We start from the raw sequence: 18,728 nt of genomic DNA, 5'->3' as shown, positions 1-18,728 counted from the left end.
TCCTACCTCACTTTCTAAGTCTTGGGTCTAGAGCGTCTCTCAGTCCGTCACCTAATACGTTAAATCCGAACATTATAAGTGAAATCATTAATGCCGGTAATAATATTTGATATCCAAGTCCAATTGCCAATACTTCAAGTCCGCTATTGGCAAGATTACCAAGTGACGGCAATGGATCTTGTAAGCCAAGAGATACGAATGATAATGTCGCTTCAGAAAATATTGCCCTTGGTATAATTAGTGTAAGATTTACAAGTATAGGTCCAAGTGTATTGGGAAGTATGTGTTTAAACAATATCCAATTACTTGTTGCACCCATAGACCTTGCTGCCATTACATATTCTGATTCTTTTAGAGATAATACCTGTCCTCTTACTAATATTGCTGTCGGTATCCATCCGGATATACTCATTGCAAGTATCATTACGCTAAGTGATGTACCTGAACCTTTTTTTGAAAAAACTACTGACAACAGTATTACAACCAATAGATACGGTACTGAATATATTATTTCCGCTATACGCATCATTATTGCATCTACTTTTCCGGAGTTCATCCCTGCAACTCCTCCATACAATACCCCTATTGTTATATTTACAAATGCCGCAAGAAAACCTATTAAAAGTGAATATCTCGCTCCATAAGTAACTCTTGTAAATAAATCTCTACCTAGCGAATCTGTTCCAAACCAATATTGTGAATTCGGTTTTACATTCATTTTTGACATATTGATTTTTTCGTAAGTCGTTCCACTAATCATTGGACCTACAATTGAAAATATAACCATTAAAATTATCAATATAAGACCTGCCATTGCAAGTTTATTATTTTTCAATCTTCTCCATACATCTGCCCAATATTTAATTGTCGGTCTTTTTATTCTTTCCGCATCAAGTAATGAACGATCTACTTTTTCAAACATTTCAGGAGAAGGTGTAAATGTATTTTCAACTATTTTTGATGTCATCAGTTATCTCCTCCCGCCAATTTGATTCTCGGATCAATTAGTACATATGCAATATCTACAAGTAGTATCATTGTAACTAATACCATTCCGTAAAATACTGTTGTACCCATTATAAGAGTGTAATCTCTGTTTGTTATACTATTTACAAAAAATCTTCCAAGTCCCGGAATTCCAAATATTTTTTCTATTACGAATGATCCCATTAATAAATCCGCCGTTATTGTTCCAAGAACAGATACTATCGGAAGAATTGAATTTCTAACTCCATGCTTTATTAATACGGCCGCTTTTGATATACCTTTACTCTTAGCTGTCTTCATATAGTCTTGTCCCAATACTTCAAGCATTGATGAACGCATAAGTCTTGCTATTTGTGCTGTAGGCATGAGACTTAGTGCGATAGATGGAAGTATTGAATGTTTAAATGTTCCCCAACCGCTTACAGGAAGTAAACCTCCCTTTGCAATATATTGTATTAAAAGTGTGCCCATTATAAATGATGGAACAGATATTCCTATTATGGCAAATATCATCGCTATATAATCCGGTGCTTTATTTTGATATAAAGCCGCAAGCGATCCCAATAACGGACCTACTATTAATGCAAGAATTAATGCTTGAAAGCCAAGTCTTGCAGATACGGGAAAACCTCTGGATATCATTTGATTTACTGTTTCTGTCTTTGATTTCATACTGTCACCAAAATCGAATTTTAGGACATTTTTGATATATATTAGATATTGTTGTGATATAGGCTTATCCAATCCATATTTTATTTCCAAATTCTTATATACCGACGCAGGCATCTTACCTTCTCTTTGCAACGGATTACCCGGTACGGCATGCATTAGGAAAAATGTAAGTGTTATTATAAAGAAAATGGTAAATATGGACATACCTATTCTTTTTGATATATACTTTAGCATAATAAATCCTTTCTTATAAAAGTAAAGAACCCCATTAGGGGTTCTATTAACTTTTTTTATTCACCAATTTCCGCAAAAGTTAGAACCGGATATTGAAGTATAGGTTTGTAGATTCCCTTAACATTTGATTTTACAAAGTAAGGTTGTGTATAGAAGTATATCGGAACTATCGGCATATCTTCCATTAGAACTTTTTCTGCTTTCTTCATTGCATCCATACGAACCTTTTGATCGGCAGATTGTCTTGCTTCATTAATCAAAGCATCATATTCAGGATTGTCATGACCTGAGTCATTCATTGCTCCGCCTTTTATAAATAAGTCAAGCATTGTCATCGGATCTGAATAATCTCCTACCCAACCTGCACGGCTTATTTCAAAATCATGAGCATGTTCACGAGCTATTTTTACATTAAAGTCTACATTTTCAAGTCCCAATTCTACTCCAAGAGTTTCTTTCCACATTTGTTGAACTGCTTGGGCTATTTTCTTATGACTTTCAGAAGTATTATAAAGTATAACTGTTTCGTCAAGATCTTCTACTTTTAATCCTAATTCATCTAAACCTTTTTGTAAAAACTCTTTAGCCTTTTCAGGATTATATTCCACTAATACTCCGTTTTCTTCTCTGAAGTCTTTTCCTTGATCATCTAATAATCCATAAGGTACAAATCCTGTTGCTGCAATTTGTCCACCCTTTGTAATATTATTTACAAGTGATTCTCTGTCAAGTGCATATACAAATGCCTTTCTGATATTTACATTTGTAAAAGGATTAACCTTTGCTCCCGGAGCTTCCTTAATATTGTTTAAATTATAATAGTAAGTTCCTACTTGTTTTCCTATAACAAGTTCTTCATTTTTTTCTTCAAATTTTTGTGCTACTACTTCTTGTGGTGGATCTACTAACATAGAATACTTGCCGCTGTCATAATTTTGCCAACAAGTATTGATATCTTCAAGAATATCAAATGTTATTCCTGCAAGTTTAACATCATCAGCTTTAAACCAATTTTCATTTTTAACAAGTTCAATAATGCTGTCATGTTCCCAAGTTTTAAGTGTAAAAGCTCCATTTGATGTGTAAAGTTCTCCACCGCTCTTTGCCCAGTCAGGATTTTCTTTAACTATCTTGGAATTTACCGGATATAAAGTATAAAATGCTGTTAAGTCTGCAAAATAAGGTGTAGGATTTTCAAGAACTACTTCCAATGTCTTTTCGTCCAGTACCTTTACTCCTACTTCAGCTTTCTTTTCTTCCAACCATTTTTCATATACCATTTGTGCAACTTCATCATCAGATTTTCCTGCAACATCAAGTCCTTGTGTATCTGCATCTGTAAATTTCACTTCATGGTCTACAATATCTGTGTCCTTTCCATCATTGTCTTTTACATAATATACGCCGGGTTTTTCAACTGTATTATATGCTTCTCCGCCTTTTACATAGTAAAGTTGATAAGCATATTCTGAAGCTGTTTCAGGATCTAATACCCTTAGCCACTCATAGGCAAAGTCCTCTGCTGTAACAGGATCTCCGTTAGACCATTTCATACCGTCTTTAATTTTAAAAGTATAAGTTAATCCGTCTTCTGATATAGTAGGCATCTCAGCCATACCATCTACAAGCTTTCCTTCCTTATCATAAGAAAGAAGTCCTGTATATAAGTGATTTAAAATCCAAGATTCATGTGTTCCTTGTGCAAGTGCAGGATCAAGTGAACCGGGTTCTGAGTGGTTTACAGTATATAAAATTTGACCTTCCTCAGCTGCTCCATTATCTCCTCCTGCTGTATTTCCTTTACCGCAAGCTGTCAGCAAAAATGAAAATACAACCAATAAGCAAATTAAACTGGTTAATTTTTTCTTCATCAATATCTCCTCCTGTTTTATTTTTTACAATATTAACATACTTTTTATAAAATTTCAATTAGTAAATTCATTAAACTATTGTTTTTATTTTTACATTTTAATAAATTTTGATTTGCCTAATTGGGTCAATAACAAACAAAAATCTTACATTTTCAGCTAATTATAGCCATTTATTTATACGACATAAATTTTAGATTATAATTGTATTATAGATATTTATTATATTAAAAATATAAGTATAGTAAAAAATGTATGTATATATGGTGTACATTTTATAAATTTCAAGTGTTTTTATACTATATACTTAATTTTAATTTTAAATTATAATATAAAAAATTTGGTTATTTAAAATTTAACTATTTATACTTTTCGCAAATACACCTCTGTTTTTTTGAAATTATGCATTATTTTTTTGCGATTGTAAAATTCTATTATTTTTTATGATAAATCAGAAAAGCTTATATCGTAAATTGATTATAGTATAATTTAAGCTATATTAATGCTCTAATTTTTGTATAAAAAAAAGAGCATACGCTCATTCATTTAATAAGGTTTTCAATACTATTACTCAGCTCATTTATACTGTTTGTAAGTTCACTCATTTTAGTTTCAATTCTGATTAACAAATAGCATGACACAACTATCGGAAATCCTGTGTTTGCAATTTGTGAAATAAGTTCATCTATACCCATATTTACCTCCTTATGTGAGTAAAGCTTACTTCAATAAATCAGTTGTTGTAAGCTCTCTGTAGTGAGCATTTTCAAGTTTTAAAAGATCTCCTTCTGTCCCTTTAAATACTTTACTGTCAATTATTGCATGCTCAATACTTGTAAGATCTGATTTTGTGATATTATCTCTAACATCATCAATGCTGAATTTTAAAATTTTCCCTTTTGTATCGGAAAATCCAATTTCTAATGTCTTTTTAACAGCCATGTTTTTCCTCCTTTCTCAAAGTTATCCTTCCACTATTTCGATTTCAACTATTTTCTTTACTGCCGTTTTTTCAAACTTCACAAGTCCGGCTAACTTATCTGCCACATCAGCTATATTTTCTATTGCAGCTTCCGTATTTAGATTTTTGAATGTTTTCGACTTTACTAAATCTTTACCGTTTGCAGATTTACCGCCGTTGAAATCAATTTTCAGCTTTGCTCCAAATGCTTTTTCTGTATAAGCCATTTTCTCACCTCCTCTATTATATAAATAGAATTTTTATTATATTTTTACTATTCATTTTTTAATTATTTTCTATATACATAAAAAAATAAGCAATGCATTGCTTATTTTTTATACTGTAGTTTTCAATTCTCTCTCTATGTTTTCATTGTATAACCTATTTAATTGTTCTTCAGTTATTTCAGATGATTTTATATCTAAGACTATCTTACCTTTGTTTAACATTATTATTCTGCTTGAATATTTAATCGCATGATTTAAATTATGAGTTATCATTAGAGTTGTTATCTTTTCTCTATAAATTAAATCTGCAGTTTTATCCATTACTATTTTTGATGTCTTGGGATCTAAAGCTGCTGTATGTTCGTCAAGTAACAATAAATCCGGTTTTTTTATTGTTGCCATAAGTAAAGACAAAGACTGTCTTTGTCCCCCTGACAAATACTTGACCTGTGTATTTAATTTGTCCTCAAGTCCTAAATCCAATTCCCTCAATTTTTTTACAATTAAATCTATATTTGTATTTTTGAGCAGCCTTTTAAATGAAAGTCTATCTCCTTTTTTTAATGCTATTGACATATTTTCAAGTATGCTAAGACTTGGTGAAACACCCTTTGACGGATCTTGGTTTACTTTTCCTATGTGTAATGCTCTTTTTTGTTCACTCATTTTTTCAAGCTCCAAGTCATTTAACCGTATAGTTCCGCTATCACTTTTTACGCTTCCGCTTATTATATTAAACAATGTACTTTTTCCACATCCGTTTGCACCCAATATAGCGGTACATTTATTTTTTTCCGCCTCTACCGAAAAATTTTCAAATATCCTACTTTCCTCAGGCATACCCAAATAAAATGTCTTGTTTAAATTTTTTATTTTTAACATTTTTTACCTCTCGTTATTAACCGATTTCTTAATTCTTTTTATCCGACCTGCTGATACATTATTATACGTAATAAAAAGTATTACTATAAATGCCGTTACCATCTTTAAATCACTTGAATCAAGCCCTACATGTATTGCAAGTCCGGATATTATTCTATATATTATTGCTCCTGATATAGCTCTTGTTGTTATTTTTATTTTTCTACTGTTTTTCAGAAATGTATCTCCAATTATTATTGATGCAAGAGCTGTAACTATTATTGTCGCTCCCATTTGTGAATCTGAAAATCCTTGGTATTGTGACATCAATGCACCGCTCAAGCTGACAAGTCCGTTTGAAATCATAAGGCCGATCATCGTATACAAATCGGGATTTTTACCGAGAGATTTGACCAATGATTCATTATCTCCTGTTATAACTAACATGTATCCTCTCTCCGTCTTTAAAAAATTGTCTATTATTATTTTTATAATCAAGACTATTGCAAATAATATTAAGCCTTTTGGAATTTTTTCAAATTTTACAAATAGATTATCAAAATCAAATAGTGCAACATTGCTCTTCCCCATAATCCTCAAATTTACAGAATATAAAATTGTCATTGTCAAAATTCCAGCAAGAATTGGTGCTATTTTCAGCTTTTTATATAGTAAAAATGTAACTAATCCTGCAATTAAACCGAATATAAAACTGAAAGTCATAGAAGTATATACTCCTAAACCGCTTGTTATCATCTTTGCAAATATAAATGCTCCAAGTGGAAATGTTCCTTCAACCGACAAATCCGCTATATCTAAAATTTTAAATGTAAATACCACACCCATTGAAAGTATTGCAAATATAAGTCCAACTTCAATTGATGCAAGTAATACAGAATTTAACCCTAAAAGCATTCTATTCCTCCTACTTTATTATCTGAGCATCTTTAAAAATTTCATTATTTAAATCAAGTTTTAAGGTTTTCGCCGTTTTTTCATTTACCACTTTATGATTTATCTCATTGTACTCCACAGGAATATTTTTTATATCTTCTCCACTTAATATCCTAATTGCAATTCTAGCCGCCTGAGCGCCATGACTTTCATAATTTATTCCCTCACTCATAAGCAATCCGTTCTTTACTTGTCCTTCTTCTGATGACAAGCTTGGTATATTATTTTTTAAAAGCTGCTCTGACAAAATCGGAACTGCACTTGCAACCGTATTATCTGTTATTGCAAACAGTGCATCAATATTATTTGACATAAATGCTATTGATGCGGGAATGTCATTTACTGTATTTATGCCGACCTTTACCAGAAAAATATTCTTTTCCTTTAATGCACTTTCAAGCTTTTCAACTTGAACCTGTGAATTTTGTTCTGATGTGTTGTATATTACTCCAAAAGTTTTTATATTCGGGTATATTTTTAAAAATTCTTCAATTTGCATTTTCGGATCTACATAGTCGGAAACTCCGGTTATATTTGCATCCGGACTTTCTATTGAATTAACTATTCCCGCTCCGACAGGGTCTGTTACCGCACTAAATACTACAGGAATATCCCTTACTACATTTTTTGTTGCTTGTGCTGCAGGAGTCGCTATTGCATAAATCAAATCAACTTTTTTAGAAAGCATTTCTTGAGCCAATGTTGTTGTCAAAGACATATCTCCATTAGCACTTTTTTCTATTATCTCCACATCTACATCATTTTTTTTAAGTTCTTCAATAAACCCATTTTCTGCTGCATCCAATGAAATATGATCTACATATTTTATGATTCCTATTGTATATTTTTTTGAGTCTGAAGTTTCTTTTTCAATTCCCTTTGAACTGTTTTTCCCATTACAACCTATAAGTAACAAACTTATTAATAATAAAACTACTATCTTTTTCATTTCTTCCCTCCTGATTTTAAAAGCATTTTTCACTCAAATAAAAAAGTCCTCCGCCCATATAGGACGAAGGATCGTGGTACCACCTATTTTCATAATCAAAAGATTATCTCTCAAAGTCATATAACTTATATCCCATGATAACGGAGGCCACCGTAACAGTCTACTGAAATTCTACTGTTAAGCTTTAGAGTGAATATTATATGTATTCCTTTATATCGGCTTTCACCTTCCCCGATTCTCTAAAATAAATTCCTACATTTTTCTCTCTGTCATTGCTTTTATATTTTTTATCATTTTAATGCTTTAAACCCATATTGTCAAGTACTGATTTTAAATAAATAAATTTATTTATGTTTAGTAATCTTATTAACGGGTAGATATTGCTTGTAAGGAACAATAATAAAATTTTCACAGGGGGTAATATATGAAAAATTTAGACAAATATTTAGCAAATCTTGCTGTAGGTAATATTAAACTACACAATTTACACTGGAACGTAACAGGATTCACTTTTAAGGCTGTTCATGAATATTTAGAAGCTCTATATGATGATTTTTTTGAAAAATATGATGCTATTGCAGAATACCAAAAAATGAATGGGGTATATCCTAAGGCAAGTCTAAAAGAATATCTTGAAATTAGTGATATAAATGAACTTGAAAGCAAAGATATAGATGCTAAATCTGCTGTTGAAGAAGCATTAAAACTTTTAAAACACATGAGAGAACTTGCAGAAGTTATTTCTGACGAGTCTGATGATTTTGTTCTTTCAAATATGATGGAAGATCACATCACAGGTTACAATAAACAAATTTGGTTTATGGAAAGTATGCTTAAATAATTTTATTTTTAAAGGGAAGGTCTTGACCTTCCCTTTTGTTATAATAATTTTATTTTTCGTATTTAACTGCAAATGCTCTTTTATGTTCTGAATTTTTGTGCATTTTTTCTATTCTATCTGCAATTTCAGAATCTATTTTTTCTCCTCTGATGTGTGCATTTAATTCTCCATAACTGAATCCCATTTCATCCTCATCGGTTTGATTTTCCCAAAGCCCTGCCGACGGTTTTTTGTCTATAATTTTTTCGGGTATGCCAAGTTCTCTTGCAAGATCAAATACTTCATCTTTTAAAAATCCCACAAGCGGCAATAAATCCGCACCGCTATCACCAAATTTTGTATAATATCCTATATAAAATTCAGATGCATTTGATGATCCGCACACCAAATATCCGAGATCTTGTGCATAATAATAAAGTGTCAGCATTCTAAGCCTTGGCTTTATATTTGAACGTGCCATTCTGTTCGAACTGAAGAATGAACTTTCAAGATATGTTTTATATGTGTCCGTCAAATCCACTTTTTGAATTTTTAAATCAAGCACCTCCGCAATAAGTCTTGCATCCTCTTCATCTTCATAGGCACTTTCACATGGCATTATAATTCCAAGCGATGTATCCGGAAATGCAAGTTTACTTACCGCCGCTATTACAGCAGAATCTATTCCACCGCTCATTCCAAATATAAGTCCTTTTGCTCCTGCTTTTTCTACATTTTCCCTAAGCCATAGTACAAGTTTTTCTACTTCTCTTTTCATTTTAATCCCTCTAATATAGTATCTTTCCGTCATTAAATGGTAATTTTTCTATTCCGAGTTTTTTTATTTCTATTGCAGCCGATGTTTCATTTATGAGATCTTCTATTATTTTATTGTCATTCAAATCACGATGCAATATTATTTTAACCTTGTCAGTATAATCCTCATTTAAAACCTTGTATCCGTTTTTTATCAGATAATTTGTTATTCCTCCATGAAAAGTATAATCATATTTCAATGACAACTTTTCATATTCTCTCATCTCAACTACAAGTGATGAATCAACTGCGATTTTTGCTCCCTTTGTATATGCACGAACAAGTCCTCCCGCTCCAAGCAGTATTCCTCCAAAATATCTTGTTACCATAACTAATACATTTGTAACATCTTCTTTTTTTAATACTTCAAGCATTGGGATACCTGCCGTTCCTGACGGCTCCCCATCATCATTGTATCTCTGTATAAGTTTATTTTCACCAATTATATACGCACTGCAATTATGCGTTGCATCTCTATGAATTTTTTTAATCTCTTCAATTTTCTTTACGGCTTCTTCCTCACTTTTAACTCTAAAGCCGTAACCTATAAATTTGGATTTTTTTTCTATAAATTCATCTGTTCCGTCTCTATAAAATGTTTTATACATAATCTACCACAAACTTTTTATATTTATTATATTCTTCAATAGTCAAAATGACCTTAAAAGAAACTCCCTCATTTAAATATTCCAGTTCTTCACACTTATGATTATCAAGTATCTCCGAAAGTACAACTGAATTTTTGTAATCTATCAACATTTTTACATGCTTAAATTTCTCCGGAAGATTTTCTTCAATAAATTTAAGAAGCTTATCCATATCATCATCAAATTTTGCAGAAATATATAATCTCTTATCTGTATACTTAGGATTGATTAATATATCCGAGCCTTCAAGCTTATCCATTTTATTGAATACCGTTATAACCTTATCGCCGTCAATTTTTAAATCTTTCAGGATATTCATTGTAGTTTCGTATTGAATTTCCAAATCATCACTTGATGCATCTATAACATGCAAAATTAAATCTGAATATTTAATCTCTTCAAGAGTTGATTTAAAAGCTTCTATAAGTTTAGTCGGAAGCTTTGATACAAAACCTACAGTATCAGACAATATAAATTCAATTCCGTTTGGAAGCTTTGCTCTTCTTGAATTCGGATCAAGTGTTGCAAATAACATATCCTCAACGTATACATCCTTTGAATCCGATACTTTTAATCTATTTAATATTGTAGATTTTCCCGCATTTGTATAACCCACAAGAGAAACTGTTGATATTCGATTTTCAAGTCTTTTACTTCTCATTGTATCTCTTGTCTTTTCAGATTTTTTCAGTTTTGCCTTTATAGTTTCGATTTCACGAAGCAATCTTCTTCTATCTGTTTCTATTATCTGCTCTCCCGGTCCACGAGTTCCTATTCCTCCGCCGGTTCTTGACCATCCTTGTATTCCTATGAGCCTTGGAAGCTGATAATTTAATTGCGCAAGCTGAACTTGAAGTTTTCCTTCATATGTTGAAGCTCTAAGTGCAAAAATATCAAGTATTAAATTTGTCCTGTCTAAGACCTTTACCTTTTTATTAAAAAAGTCACAGCCCTTATTAAAAGCATCTTCCAAATTTCTAAGCTGTACTCCCGACAGCTCATCATTAAATACAACCGCATTAGCTTCAAGTTTAGGTATCATATCATTAATTTCATTTACTTTACCTGAGCCTACAAGATATTTTGGAGAAAATTTGTCTATATTTTGAGTTACTACTCCTACAACCTCCGCTCCATCAGCTTTTACAAGCTCCTCCAATTCGCGAATAGATGTCTCAAGACTATTTGGATATGCTCCTATATCAGTACCGACTATTATTACTCTTTCCTTTTCTTTATCTTTTATATTTTCCATAACTATATTATATACTAAAACCTGATATTTTAAATATTACATTTATTTTAAAAGCTTAGATATTAAAAAATAGTAATTAAAAACATTAAATGATATAATAAGAATGGAGGTATTTATGGAAAAATTTAAATCTCTCGATAAAAAAAATAAATTAAAATTACTCTTATATTCAATTTTAATTTTGATTTCTTTTTTTGTTACTCTTATAAGCGTGACAATTTTAGATATTTTAAATGATGTTCCAAAAATGGATCTTAATAATCTTTCAAACAGCTTTAACCAAACTTCAAGCATTTATGATGAAAACGGAAAGCTACTTGAAAAAATTGAATCCTTAGAATACAGAACTATTGTCCCTATTGAAAAAGTTCCTAAACATATAAAAGATGCTTTTATTTCTATAGAAGATGAAAGATTTTATAAACACATCGGAATTGATTTTCAAGGTATTGCAAGTGCATTTATCGATAATATCAAAGCTGGAAAAATTGTAAGAGGCGGCTCTACAATAACCCAACAGCTTGTCAAAAATGTATATCTTTCAAATGTAAAGACTATAAACAGAAAAGTACAAGAAGCCTACCTTGCAATAGGTGTTGATAAAAAACTTTTAAAAGACGAAATACTTGAAGCATACTTAAACAGAATTAATTTAGGTCAAGGTTCTTACGGAGTTGAGGCTGCAGCTCAAACATATTTTTCTAAAGATGTATGGGATTTAAACTTGTCTCAAAGTGCTCTAATTGCAGGCATTACAAAATCTCCCGTTGAATATCCTCCATTTAAGAGAATACCTAAAGATTCCTATAAAGATGGTGAACTTATAGGAACAATGGATATAAACGGAGAACAAATGTATCTTGTACTAAATCCAAAAGCATTTGAAAGACAAAAAACAGTCCTTAAAAAAATGTATTCTCTCGGTTGCATAACCGAAACTGAATACAATGATGCATTGAAATTTGATATAGTGAGCTCTTTAAATCCGGGAATTAAAAAATATCACAGCATGAGTAGCTATTCGACGGACTATATCAAATCCGAAGCTGCAAAACTTCTTTCAAAATATTATAGTGTTTCTCAAGATGAAGCAGAACATAAATTATTTACAGGCGGATATAGTATATACTCCTCAATTGACGAAAATATACAACACGATTTGGAAAATATATATGTGAATTTTAAAGACTATTTAAATTCAAATACAAATTCAAATCACGGTGCAAAGGCTTTATCATTTACTCTTGACGGAACTGATAATATACTCGATGCAAATGGAAATATAGTTTATTTTCAAAGATATAATTTTTTTGATGAAGAGTTTAATTTTAAAATAGACAAGGAAAACTACAATATAAATTCAAAAGGAGACTTATCAATTACAAATTCTCTATTTAATACTGCAAGTAATAAATTGGATATAATTGATATCTACGAGATAAACTCAGATGAAAATTTACAAACCTACAACATAGGTTTTTTGAATATACCAAGAGATGTGTATGAAGAAAAAGCCGATTATATAATCATAAGCAGCGGTTTTTTAAAAAACAAATCTGATTTTTATAAAATTGATGCAAATAATAATCTCATTATCTCAAAGGAATATTACTCATACGAAAGTATTCCTACTCTTCAACCTCAATCAAGTGCAATAATTCTTGATAATGAAAGCGGTTATGTAAAAGCAATTGTTGGCGGCCTTGATGTGAACAGTAAAAACTTAAAAATTTATAATAGGGCTACTAATTCAGTTCGTTCTCCGGGTTCTTTAATAAAACCTGTAGTTTATTTAACTGCTCTTGAAAATGGATATACATTGGGTTCTGTAAAAGATGATGTGCCGATTTATATAGACGGAAATATGTGGCCATCTAATGACTATCCGGGTTTTGGCGGACTTTTGACATTAAGACTTGCATTGGAAAATAACTCAAATGTAATTCCGGTTGAATTTTTACAAGAAATGGGACTTGATAAAATGAAAGATACCCTAAAAAAATTCGGAATTATAAATTCAGCTAATGCTTCTAAAGACAATTTCATATCTCTTTCTGAAAATAAATACAAGTCAGATGAAAATTTAGATTCTCTTGCTCTTGGAAATATGCAAAGAGGTATTACAAATATTGATGCCGCACAAATATACAGAACTATTGCAACGGGCGGAGATACAAAAGATGTCAGCTCGGTAATCAAAATAGAAGATGCCAATGGAACTACAATAATTAACAACTCCACAAAAAAAACAGAAAAATCCTTTGACTCTACAAATTGCTACTTACTTACCGATGCACTTAGGACTAATGTAACAAGAGGTATTGCAAAGGGAGCCGGAACTTTGAAACTTGATATAGCCGGTGAAATCGGATTAAATAAATTTAATTCCGACTTATGGTTTACAGGATATAGTCCAAAATATACAATATCAACTTGGATTGGATGCGACTCTCCTAAAATAGAGCTTGATGCGGATTCAAAACTTATATTAAATTTATTTAAGCAAATTTCTCAAGATGTGAATCAGAACCTGCCCACTACAAAATTTGTAAAGCCTGATAATATTGTCGAAAAATATATATGTCAAAAAAGTGGAAATCTTGGTACAAAATTATGTGAAGAAGTTGATGCCGGATATATTGAAAAATATAAATCAGGAACCGAACCGACAAAATATTGTGATCAACACATAAAACTTTTAATTTGCAATAAGAGTAATCGTCTTGCAAGTGAATATTGTCCAAAAGAAGATGTGGAATATAAAATATTTTTTGAAAGACAACCCGCATACATCGCTTCGGAACGTGGGGGTATATATCCTGATGACTATGAATATGTTCCAAAACTTTATTGTAACTACCATGACGAAGATTGGTATAATAAAAACAAAGAAAAGAAAAAAACTAAAAAACAACAAAAGACAACAAAGGACAAATCTTCAAAATCTTCGTCTAAGAAAGGATAAGATATGATAAAAAAATTTATATATAAAACAGCCTCAAAGGCTATAAAAAACAAAATTAAAAATATGGACAATAAAAATAAAAGGAAGTTAAATCCAAAACACATTGCAAGAATTATATTCTTAGCATCAAGAATATCTCAAAGAAATAAAAATAAATAAAAAAGACCCTTCTTATCAAGTAATTTGATCAAGAAGGGTTCTTTTAATAGAGAATATTAAACTGAATAATTTACGAAATACAACTTACAATCTTGTTTTCATATTTGTTTTCTAAAAACTTCTTTCCAACCTCCGGAAATAGAGCGTAAGTTAAAACATCTTCATCACATTTTGCAAGATAACCTATTTCATCTCTTGCCTTTTCTAAACCGTTTTCTAAATAATCTGCAGGTCTTCCTGTAATTATTTCCTTATCTCCTATGATGGATTTTCTAAACTCATCATCTATTTCAACAGGACTTCTTCCATACAGTCCTCTTAAATAATCTTTGATTTCAGTAGGAACCATTTTATATCTTTGTCCAATAATTACGTTAAATGCAGCTTGTGTTCCAACCATTTGACTCATTGGTGTTACAAGAGGCGGAAATCCCAAATCAGCTCTTACTCTCGGAACTTCAGCAAGTACCTGTTCATATTTTTCAACTTGTTTCAATTGAGTAAGCTGTGAATATAAATTAGACAACATTCCTCCCGGAACTTGATAAATCAATCCCTTAGGATCTGTAGAAAGCATCTTTACAGGAAGAGTCCCATCTGCAATATATTTTTCCTTAACTTTAACAAAATGATTTGCGATTTTTTCAAGAACTTTTACATCAAGTGAGCTCTCATATCCTGCATCTCTTACTAACATATGCAACGCTTCAGTAGACGGTTGTGATGTTCCACCTGAAAAAGGAGATATAGCAGTATCTATTACATCAACTCCCGCTTCAATTCCCTTTAGGTATGTCAAAGATCCTATACCTGTTGTTTCATGAACATGAAGTTGCAACGGAATATCCACATTCTTTTTTATCTGACTTATCAAATCATATGCAACATAAGGTGTCAAAATTCCTGACATATCTTTTATTGCAATACTGTCTGCTCCCATCTTTTCAATTTGTTTACAAAGTTCTACATAGTACTCAATTGTATGCACGTTTGAAACTGTATAACAAATTGTAGCTTGAGCCTCGGCTCCAAACTTTTTTGTCGCCCTTATTGAAGTTTCTAAATTTCTCAAATCATTTAATGCATCAAAAATTCTTATTATGTCAACGCCATTTTTTATAGAAAGCTCAATAAACTTTTCAACTACATCGTCCGGATAGTTTCTATAACCAAGCAAATTTTGTCCTCTAAGTAACATTTGAGTCTTTGTATTTTTAAAATTTTTCTTAATATCTCTTATTCGTTGCCAAGGATCTTCATTTAAAAACCTTATACAAGAATCAAATGTTGCTCCTCCCCAACATTCAACAGAATAATATCCCGCTTTGTCAATTTCAGGAAGTATCTCCTCAAAATCAGAATACCTCATTCTTGTTGCCATTAAGCTTTGATGTGCATCTCTAAGCACTGTTTCCATAAATTTAATCTTCTCCATCTTTTTCATTCCCTATTTTTATAAATTTTTTTAATTTTTAATATTCCTTAATTAGTAAAGAACTTATTTTTATATTTTAAATAGTTTTATACTCAAAGTCAATAGAATTATTTAATTTTATCTATACCATATAGACGATTTTATATGATTAAAACTTTGAATTTTTTTCAAAAATTTCTATTCCATTTTTATGATTATCTGTTATAATGTTAAGAAATATTTTTAATTATAGGGGGGTTATTATGAAAAAACTTAATAACATAACGTTAGTATCTGGTCTCGCACTTTTTTCAATGTTCTTTGGTGCCGGTAATTTAATTTTTCCGCCAACTATCGGACTTGCAACTGCATCAGATTGGATAATCGCAATGATCGGCTTTTTAACTACAGGTGTGGGTTTAGTTATGATTACAGTTGTAGCTACAACCAAGGCGGGAGGTAGCATTAATAACCTCGCCGGAAAAGTTTCACCACTTTTCGCAAAAATTTTCAGTACTGCAATAATACTATGTATAGGACCCGGACTTGCTATTCCAAGAACTGCTGCAACATCTTATGAAATTATTCAAAGTTCCTTGATGCCAAACCTAAGTCCAATACTATCTTCAATTATATTTTTTGCTATTGTATTATTCTTCGTTGTAAATCCGATGAATATTATTGATAGAATAGGAAAAATTTTAACACCGATGTTGTTAATAGTATTGTTTTTAATAATTTCCAAGGGAATAATTTCTCCTCTTGGAGTTCCTACAGGTTCTAAGTCCGGCGCATTTGCCTTTTCATTTGAAGGCGGATATCAAACAATGGACGTACTTGCCGCACTTATTTTTACTACAATGATAATAAAAGGGTTTGAAAATAAAGGCATAACAGAAGTAAATCAATTAAATACCTTAACCATAAAATCAAGTTTTATAGCAGGATTTGGATTATGTATCGTATATGGAGGTTTAGTTTATATAGGAGCTACTGTAAGTTCACTCAACCTAAATGAACTTTCAAAAGTAGAACTGTTAACTTATATAACTCATACTCTTCTTGGAACAACAGGAAATGTACTTCTTGCTCTTGCAATGCTCCTTGCTTGTATAACTACAGCTATAGGTCTTCTAAGTACATCTGCGCAATATTTTACAGAGCTTACAAAAAATAAACTAAGCTATTTGGCATTTGTAATTATATTTACATTATTCAGTGCTTACTTTGCTGTTAAAGGAGTAGAAAATATAATCGCAATATCAGCTCCGGTTCTTGTTGCACTATATCCGGTTTCTATAGTTCTTGTAATTTCAGAATTCTTTAGAAATAAAATTAAATCTAAGAATTTCTATTACGGTGCAGTACTTGGAGCATTTTATCCTACAATATTGACAATACTTTCAAGCTTTGGAGTAAGTACAGATGCAGCTTCAAAATTATTTATCGGAATACCTGATGTATATGTAGCATTTAACTGGATTCTACCGTCAATAGTATTAGCTTTTGTATTTAATCTATTTGGTAAAAAATCGAAATAAAACAAAAAACAAGCAATAATATATTTGCTTGTTTTTTATATTTTATTTAACATTATAGCTTCGAGAACTGCACCCCCTACAGCTCTTGCCTTATCAGATATTGTATTGTAATTCGTATCCGTTCTTGGATCTACATCTCCTATTTTCATTCCTGTAAATACAATTGAATTATTTCTTATAATCCCCCTAAGAACTCCTCCAAGCTTAGATCTGATTTCTTTTCCGTCTACAGTTGCAACAATTTCTCCTTCTTTTACGACATCTCCTATGTCATATCTGTTTTTTATAATTCCGTTTCCGGGTGAGTATAGCACTCTCTGTGTAGTATATCCCATTATATTCCCGGGATTTCCGGTATTTTTCTCAGCAAATCCGTCAAATATAAGTCTGCCTAAATTATGCCCTCTGTTTGTTTCAATTACAATATCAACATCTACTCCTGCACAAAATCCGGGTCCCAATGCAATTGTTCGATCTGCCATACTTTTATTTGTTCCGAGATTCTTTTTAGCAAGAATTGCATCTACCAAAAAATTCGCTTTTAATTCTCTTAATATTTCACAATTCGGATCTATTTTTATCGGAACTATATTTTTATTCCAACAATCCTCTATCTGCTCTATAGTTGAAACTTTTTTCGCAACAACATCCTCAACGCTATGTTCTCCTGCATAAATTGCATCTGATAATGCAACTGTTCTTCTTATTGCAGTAGGTCTTTCTACTTCAAGAATGACAACTTTAAATCCCGTTCTATATAACTTTTGTATAGAGCCTGTTGCAATATCTCCTCCGCCTCTTACAACTACAATATTATTTTTCATATTTCACCGCTATCCTATAATCTTCTTTATCATCAATATCAAAATATTCATATTCTCTTTCGATAAGTACTCCTTGTGAATTTTCCTTATCTATTAATTTAACTCCTCCCTCGTCAAAAGAAAGTTTTAATAATTCATCTTTGTATTTTGTAGGAAATATAACCGGAGTTCCCATTTTATTCCCATATACGGGATATGTTATGAGTTTATTATTTTTTTTGAATTTTGATACTATTTCATCTATTGTCTCAACACTTAAAAATGGTTGATCACATACAAAAAACATATATCCATCTACATTTTGAGTATTACTTATTCCTATTTTTATAGACTCGCTCTTGCCCACAATTGCATTCTTATTTTTATATGCTCTAATACCTTTTTCTTGAGAATATCTTATAATTTCCTCATCATTGCTGACTATTATTTTATCTTTAAAGTCATATTTATAAATCAAGTCAACTGTATATTCAAAAATTTTTTTATTATTTATATTTAATTTCAACTTATTTTCACCCATTCTGCGTGAAAATCCGCTTGCCATAATTATTGCACCGAGTTTCATACTACCACC

19 protein-coding genes and 1 other annotated feature are annotated in these 18,728 nt (G+C 31.2%); of the genes, 4 read left to right on the top strand and 15 right to left on the bottom strand.

Going from position 1 to position 18,728, the window contains the following annotated elements; genetic code table 11:
• Nucleotides 1–7: 7 nt before the first annotated feature.
• The 9 genes from HMPREF0629_RS03670 to HMPREF0629_RS03635 all read right to left on the bottom strand — a co-directional run bounded on the left by HMPREF0629_RS03670 (nt 8) and on the right by HMPREF0629_RS03635 (nt 7,713).
• Nucleotides 8–967, bottom strand: coding sequence for an ABC transporter permease (locus tag HMPREF0629_RS03670; RefSeq protein WP_009222027.1), 960 nt, complete (start codon nt 965–967; stop codon nt 8–10).
• The gene (locus HMPREF0629_RS03665) at nt 967–1,893 is read right to left on the bottom strand and encodes an ABC transporter permease (RefSeq protein WP_009222026.1); all 927 of its coding nucleotides are present in this window, start codon (nt 1,891–1,893) and stop codon (nt 967–969) included. Before HMPREF0629_RS03665 ends, HMPREF0629_RS03670 begins: the two co-directional genes overlap by 1 nt.
• 56 nt (nt 1,894–1,949) lie before the next feature.
• Nucleotides 1,950–3,764, bottom strand: a complete 1,815-nt coding sequence (locus HMPREF0629_RS03660) for a peptide ABC transporter substrate-binding protein (RefSeq protein WP_009222025.1) — start codon at nt 3,762–3,764, stop codon at nt 1,950–1,952.
• A 539-nt stretch (nt 3,765–4,303) separates the two neighbouring features.
• Nucleotides 4,304–4,456: a YvrJ family protein gene (locus HMPREF0629_RS07745; RefSeq protein WP_009222024.1), complete on the bottom strand. Its 153-nt coding sequence runs from the start codon at nt 4,454–4,456 to the stop codon at nt 4,304–4,306.
• Between the two features lie 25 nt (nt 4,457–4,481).
• On the bottom strand, nt 4,482–4,703 hold the full coding sequence (locus HMPREF0629_RS03655; protein ID WP_009222023.1) for a DUF2922 domain-containing protein: 222 nt from the start codon (nt 4,701–4,703) through the stop codon (nt 4,482–4,484).
• A gap of 21 nt (nt 4,704–4,724) precedes the next feature.
• Nucleotides 4,725–4,949, bottom strand: a complete 225-nt coding sequence (locus HMPREF0629_RS03650) for a DUF1659 domain-containing protein (RefSeq protein WP_009222022.1) — start codon at nt 4,947–4,949, stop codon at nt 4,725–4,727.
• 108 nt (nt 4,950–5,057) lie between these two features.
• Nucleotides 5,058–5,831, bottom strand: a complete 774-nt coding sequence (locus HMPREF0629_RS03645; RefSeq protein WP_009222021.1) for an ABC transporter ATP-binding protein — start codon at nt 5,829–5,831, stop codon at nt 5,058–5,060.
• Between the two features lie 3 nt (nt 5,832–5,834).
• Entirely contained in the window at nt 5,835–6,725 is an 891-nt protein-coding gene (locus tag HMPREF0629_RS03640) for an ABC transporter permease (RefSeq protein ID WP_039856570.1), read from the bottom strand.
• Nucleotides 6,726–6,735: 10 nt separating this feature from the next.
• Complete coding sequence (locus HMPREF0629_RS03635; RefSeq protein WP_039856569.1) at nt 6,736–7,713, bottom strand: ABC transporter substrate-binding protein; 978 nt, start codon at nt 7,711–7,713, stop codon at nt 6,736–6,738.
• 56 nt (nt 7,714–7,769) lie between these two features.
• Nucleotides 7,770–7,995: a binding site (T-box leader), on the bottom strand.
• A 142-nt stretch (nt 7,996–8,137) separates the two neighbouring features.
• Between HMPREF0629_RS03635 and HMPREF0629_RS03630 the strand changes: the two genes are divergently transcribed.
• The gene (locus HMPREF0629_RS03630) at nt 8,138–8,554 is read left to right on the top strand and encodes a DNA starvation/stationary phase protection protein (protein ID WP_009222020.1); all 417 of its coding nucleotides are present in this window, start codon (nt 8,138–8,140) and stop codon (nt 8,552–8,554) included.
• 49 nt (nt 8,555–8,603) lie between these two features.
• On the opposite strand, the gene nadE is transcribed toward HMPREF0629_RS03630, so the two are convergent.
• From nadE to hflX, 3 genes are read right to left on the bottom strand one after another with little or no spacing between them, the layout of a single operon-like run.
• Complete coding sequence (nadE, locus tag HMPREF0629_RS03625) at nt 8,604–9,311, bottom strand: NAD(+) synthase (RefSeq protein ID WP_039856566.1); 708 nt, start codon at nt 9,309–9,311, stop codon at nt 8,604–8,606.
• Between the two features lie 10 nt (nt 9,312–9,321).
• On the bottom strand, nt 9,322–9,957 hold the full coding sequence (locus HMPREF0629_RS03620) for a YigZ family protein (RefSeq protein ID WP_009222018.1): 636 nt from the start codon (nt 9,955–9,957) through the stop codon (nt 9,322–9,324).
• A complete protein-coding gene (gene hflX, locus HMPREF0629_RS03615) occupies nt 9,950–11,251 on the bottom strand; it encodes a GTPase HflX (protein WP_009222017.1) in 1,302 nt (433 codons plus the stop codon). The genes HMPREF0629_RS03620 and hflX overlap by 8 nt, the downstream gene beginning before the upstream one ends.
• A 115-nt stretch (nt 11,252–11,366) precedes the next feature.
• Here hflX and HMPREF0629_RS03610 point away from each other — a divergent pair, with 115 nt between their 5' ends.
• Nucleotides 11,367–14,216 (top strand): transglycosylase domain-containing protein, encoded by a 2,850-nt coding sequence (locus HMPREF0629_RS03610; protein WP_009222016.1) that lies wholly within the window; start codon nt 11,367–11,369, stop codon nt 14,214–14,216.
• A 3-nt stretch (nt 14,217–14,219) separates the two neighbouring features.
• Complete coding sequence (locus HMPREF0629_RS07995) at nt 14,220–14,375, top strand: hypothetical protein (protein WP_009222015.1); 156 nt, start codon at nt 14,220–14,222, stop codon at nt 14,373–14,375.
• A gap of 70 nt (nt 14,376–14,445) precedes the next feature.
• Here HMPREF0629_RS07995 and HMPREF0629_RS03605 read toward each other — a convergent pair whose 3' ends face one another.
• Nucleotides 14,446–15,810 carry an oxaloacetate decarboxylase subunit alpha gene (locus tag HMPREF0629_RS03605; RefSeq protein ID WP_039856565.1) on the bottom strand — a complete coding sequence of 455 codons (1,365 nt, stop codon included), beginning with the start codon at nt 15,808–15,810 and terminating at the stop codon, nt 14,446–14,448.
• 242 nt (nt 15,811–16,052) lie between these two features.
• Between HMPREF0629_RS03605 and brnQ the strand changes: the two genes are divergently transcribed.
• Entirely contained in the window at nt 16,053–17,330 is a 1,278-nt protein-coding gene (gene brnQ / locus HMPREF0629_RS03600) for a branched-chain amino acid transport system II carrier protein (RefSeq protein WP_036729298.1), read from the top strand.
• Between the two features lie 35 nt (nt 17,331–17,365).
• On the opposite strand, the gene yqeB is transcribed toward brnQ, so the two are convergent.
• Together yqeB and HMPREF0629_RS03590 are read right to left on the bottom strand one after the other, a co-directional pair.
• Nucleotides 17,366–18,154 (bottom strand): selenium-dependent molybdenum cofactor biosynthesis protein YqeB, encoded by a 789-nt coding sequence (gene yqeB, locus HMPREF0629_RS03595; protein ID WP_009222012.1) that lies wholly within the window; start codon nt 18,152–18,154, stop codon nt 17,366–17,368.
• Nucleotides 18,144–18,719 (bottom strand): NTP transferase domain-containing protein, encoded by a 576-nt coding sequence (locus HMPREF0629_RS03590; RefSeq protein ID WP_009222011.1) that lies wholly within the window; start codon nt 18,717–18,719, stop codon nt 18,144–18,146. Before HMPREF0629_RS03590 ends, yqeB begins: the two co-directional genes overlap by 11 nt.
• Between the last annotated feature and the right edge of the window lie 9 nt (nt 18,720–18,728).

It is taken from the genome of Peptoniphilus sp. oral taxon 386 str. F0131, from assembly GCF_000090945.1.
In the GTDB taxonomy this organism is placed as follows: Bacteria; Bacillota; Clostridia; order Tissierellales; family Peptoniphilaceae; genus Anaerosphaera; species Anaerosphaera mikwangii.
Note: the sequence above shows the minus strand (reverse complement) of the source record. Positions and strands in the feature narration are given on the sequence as shown.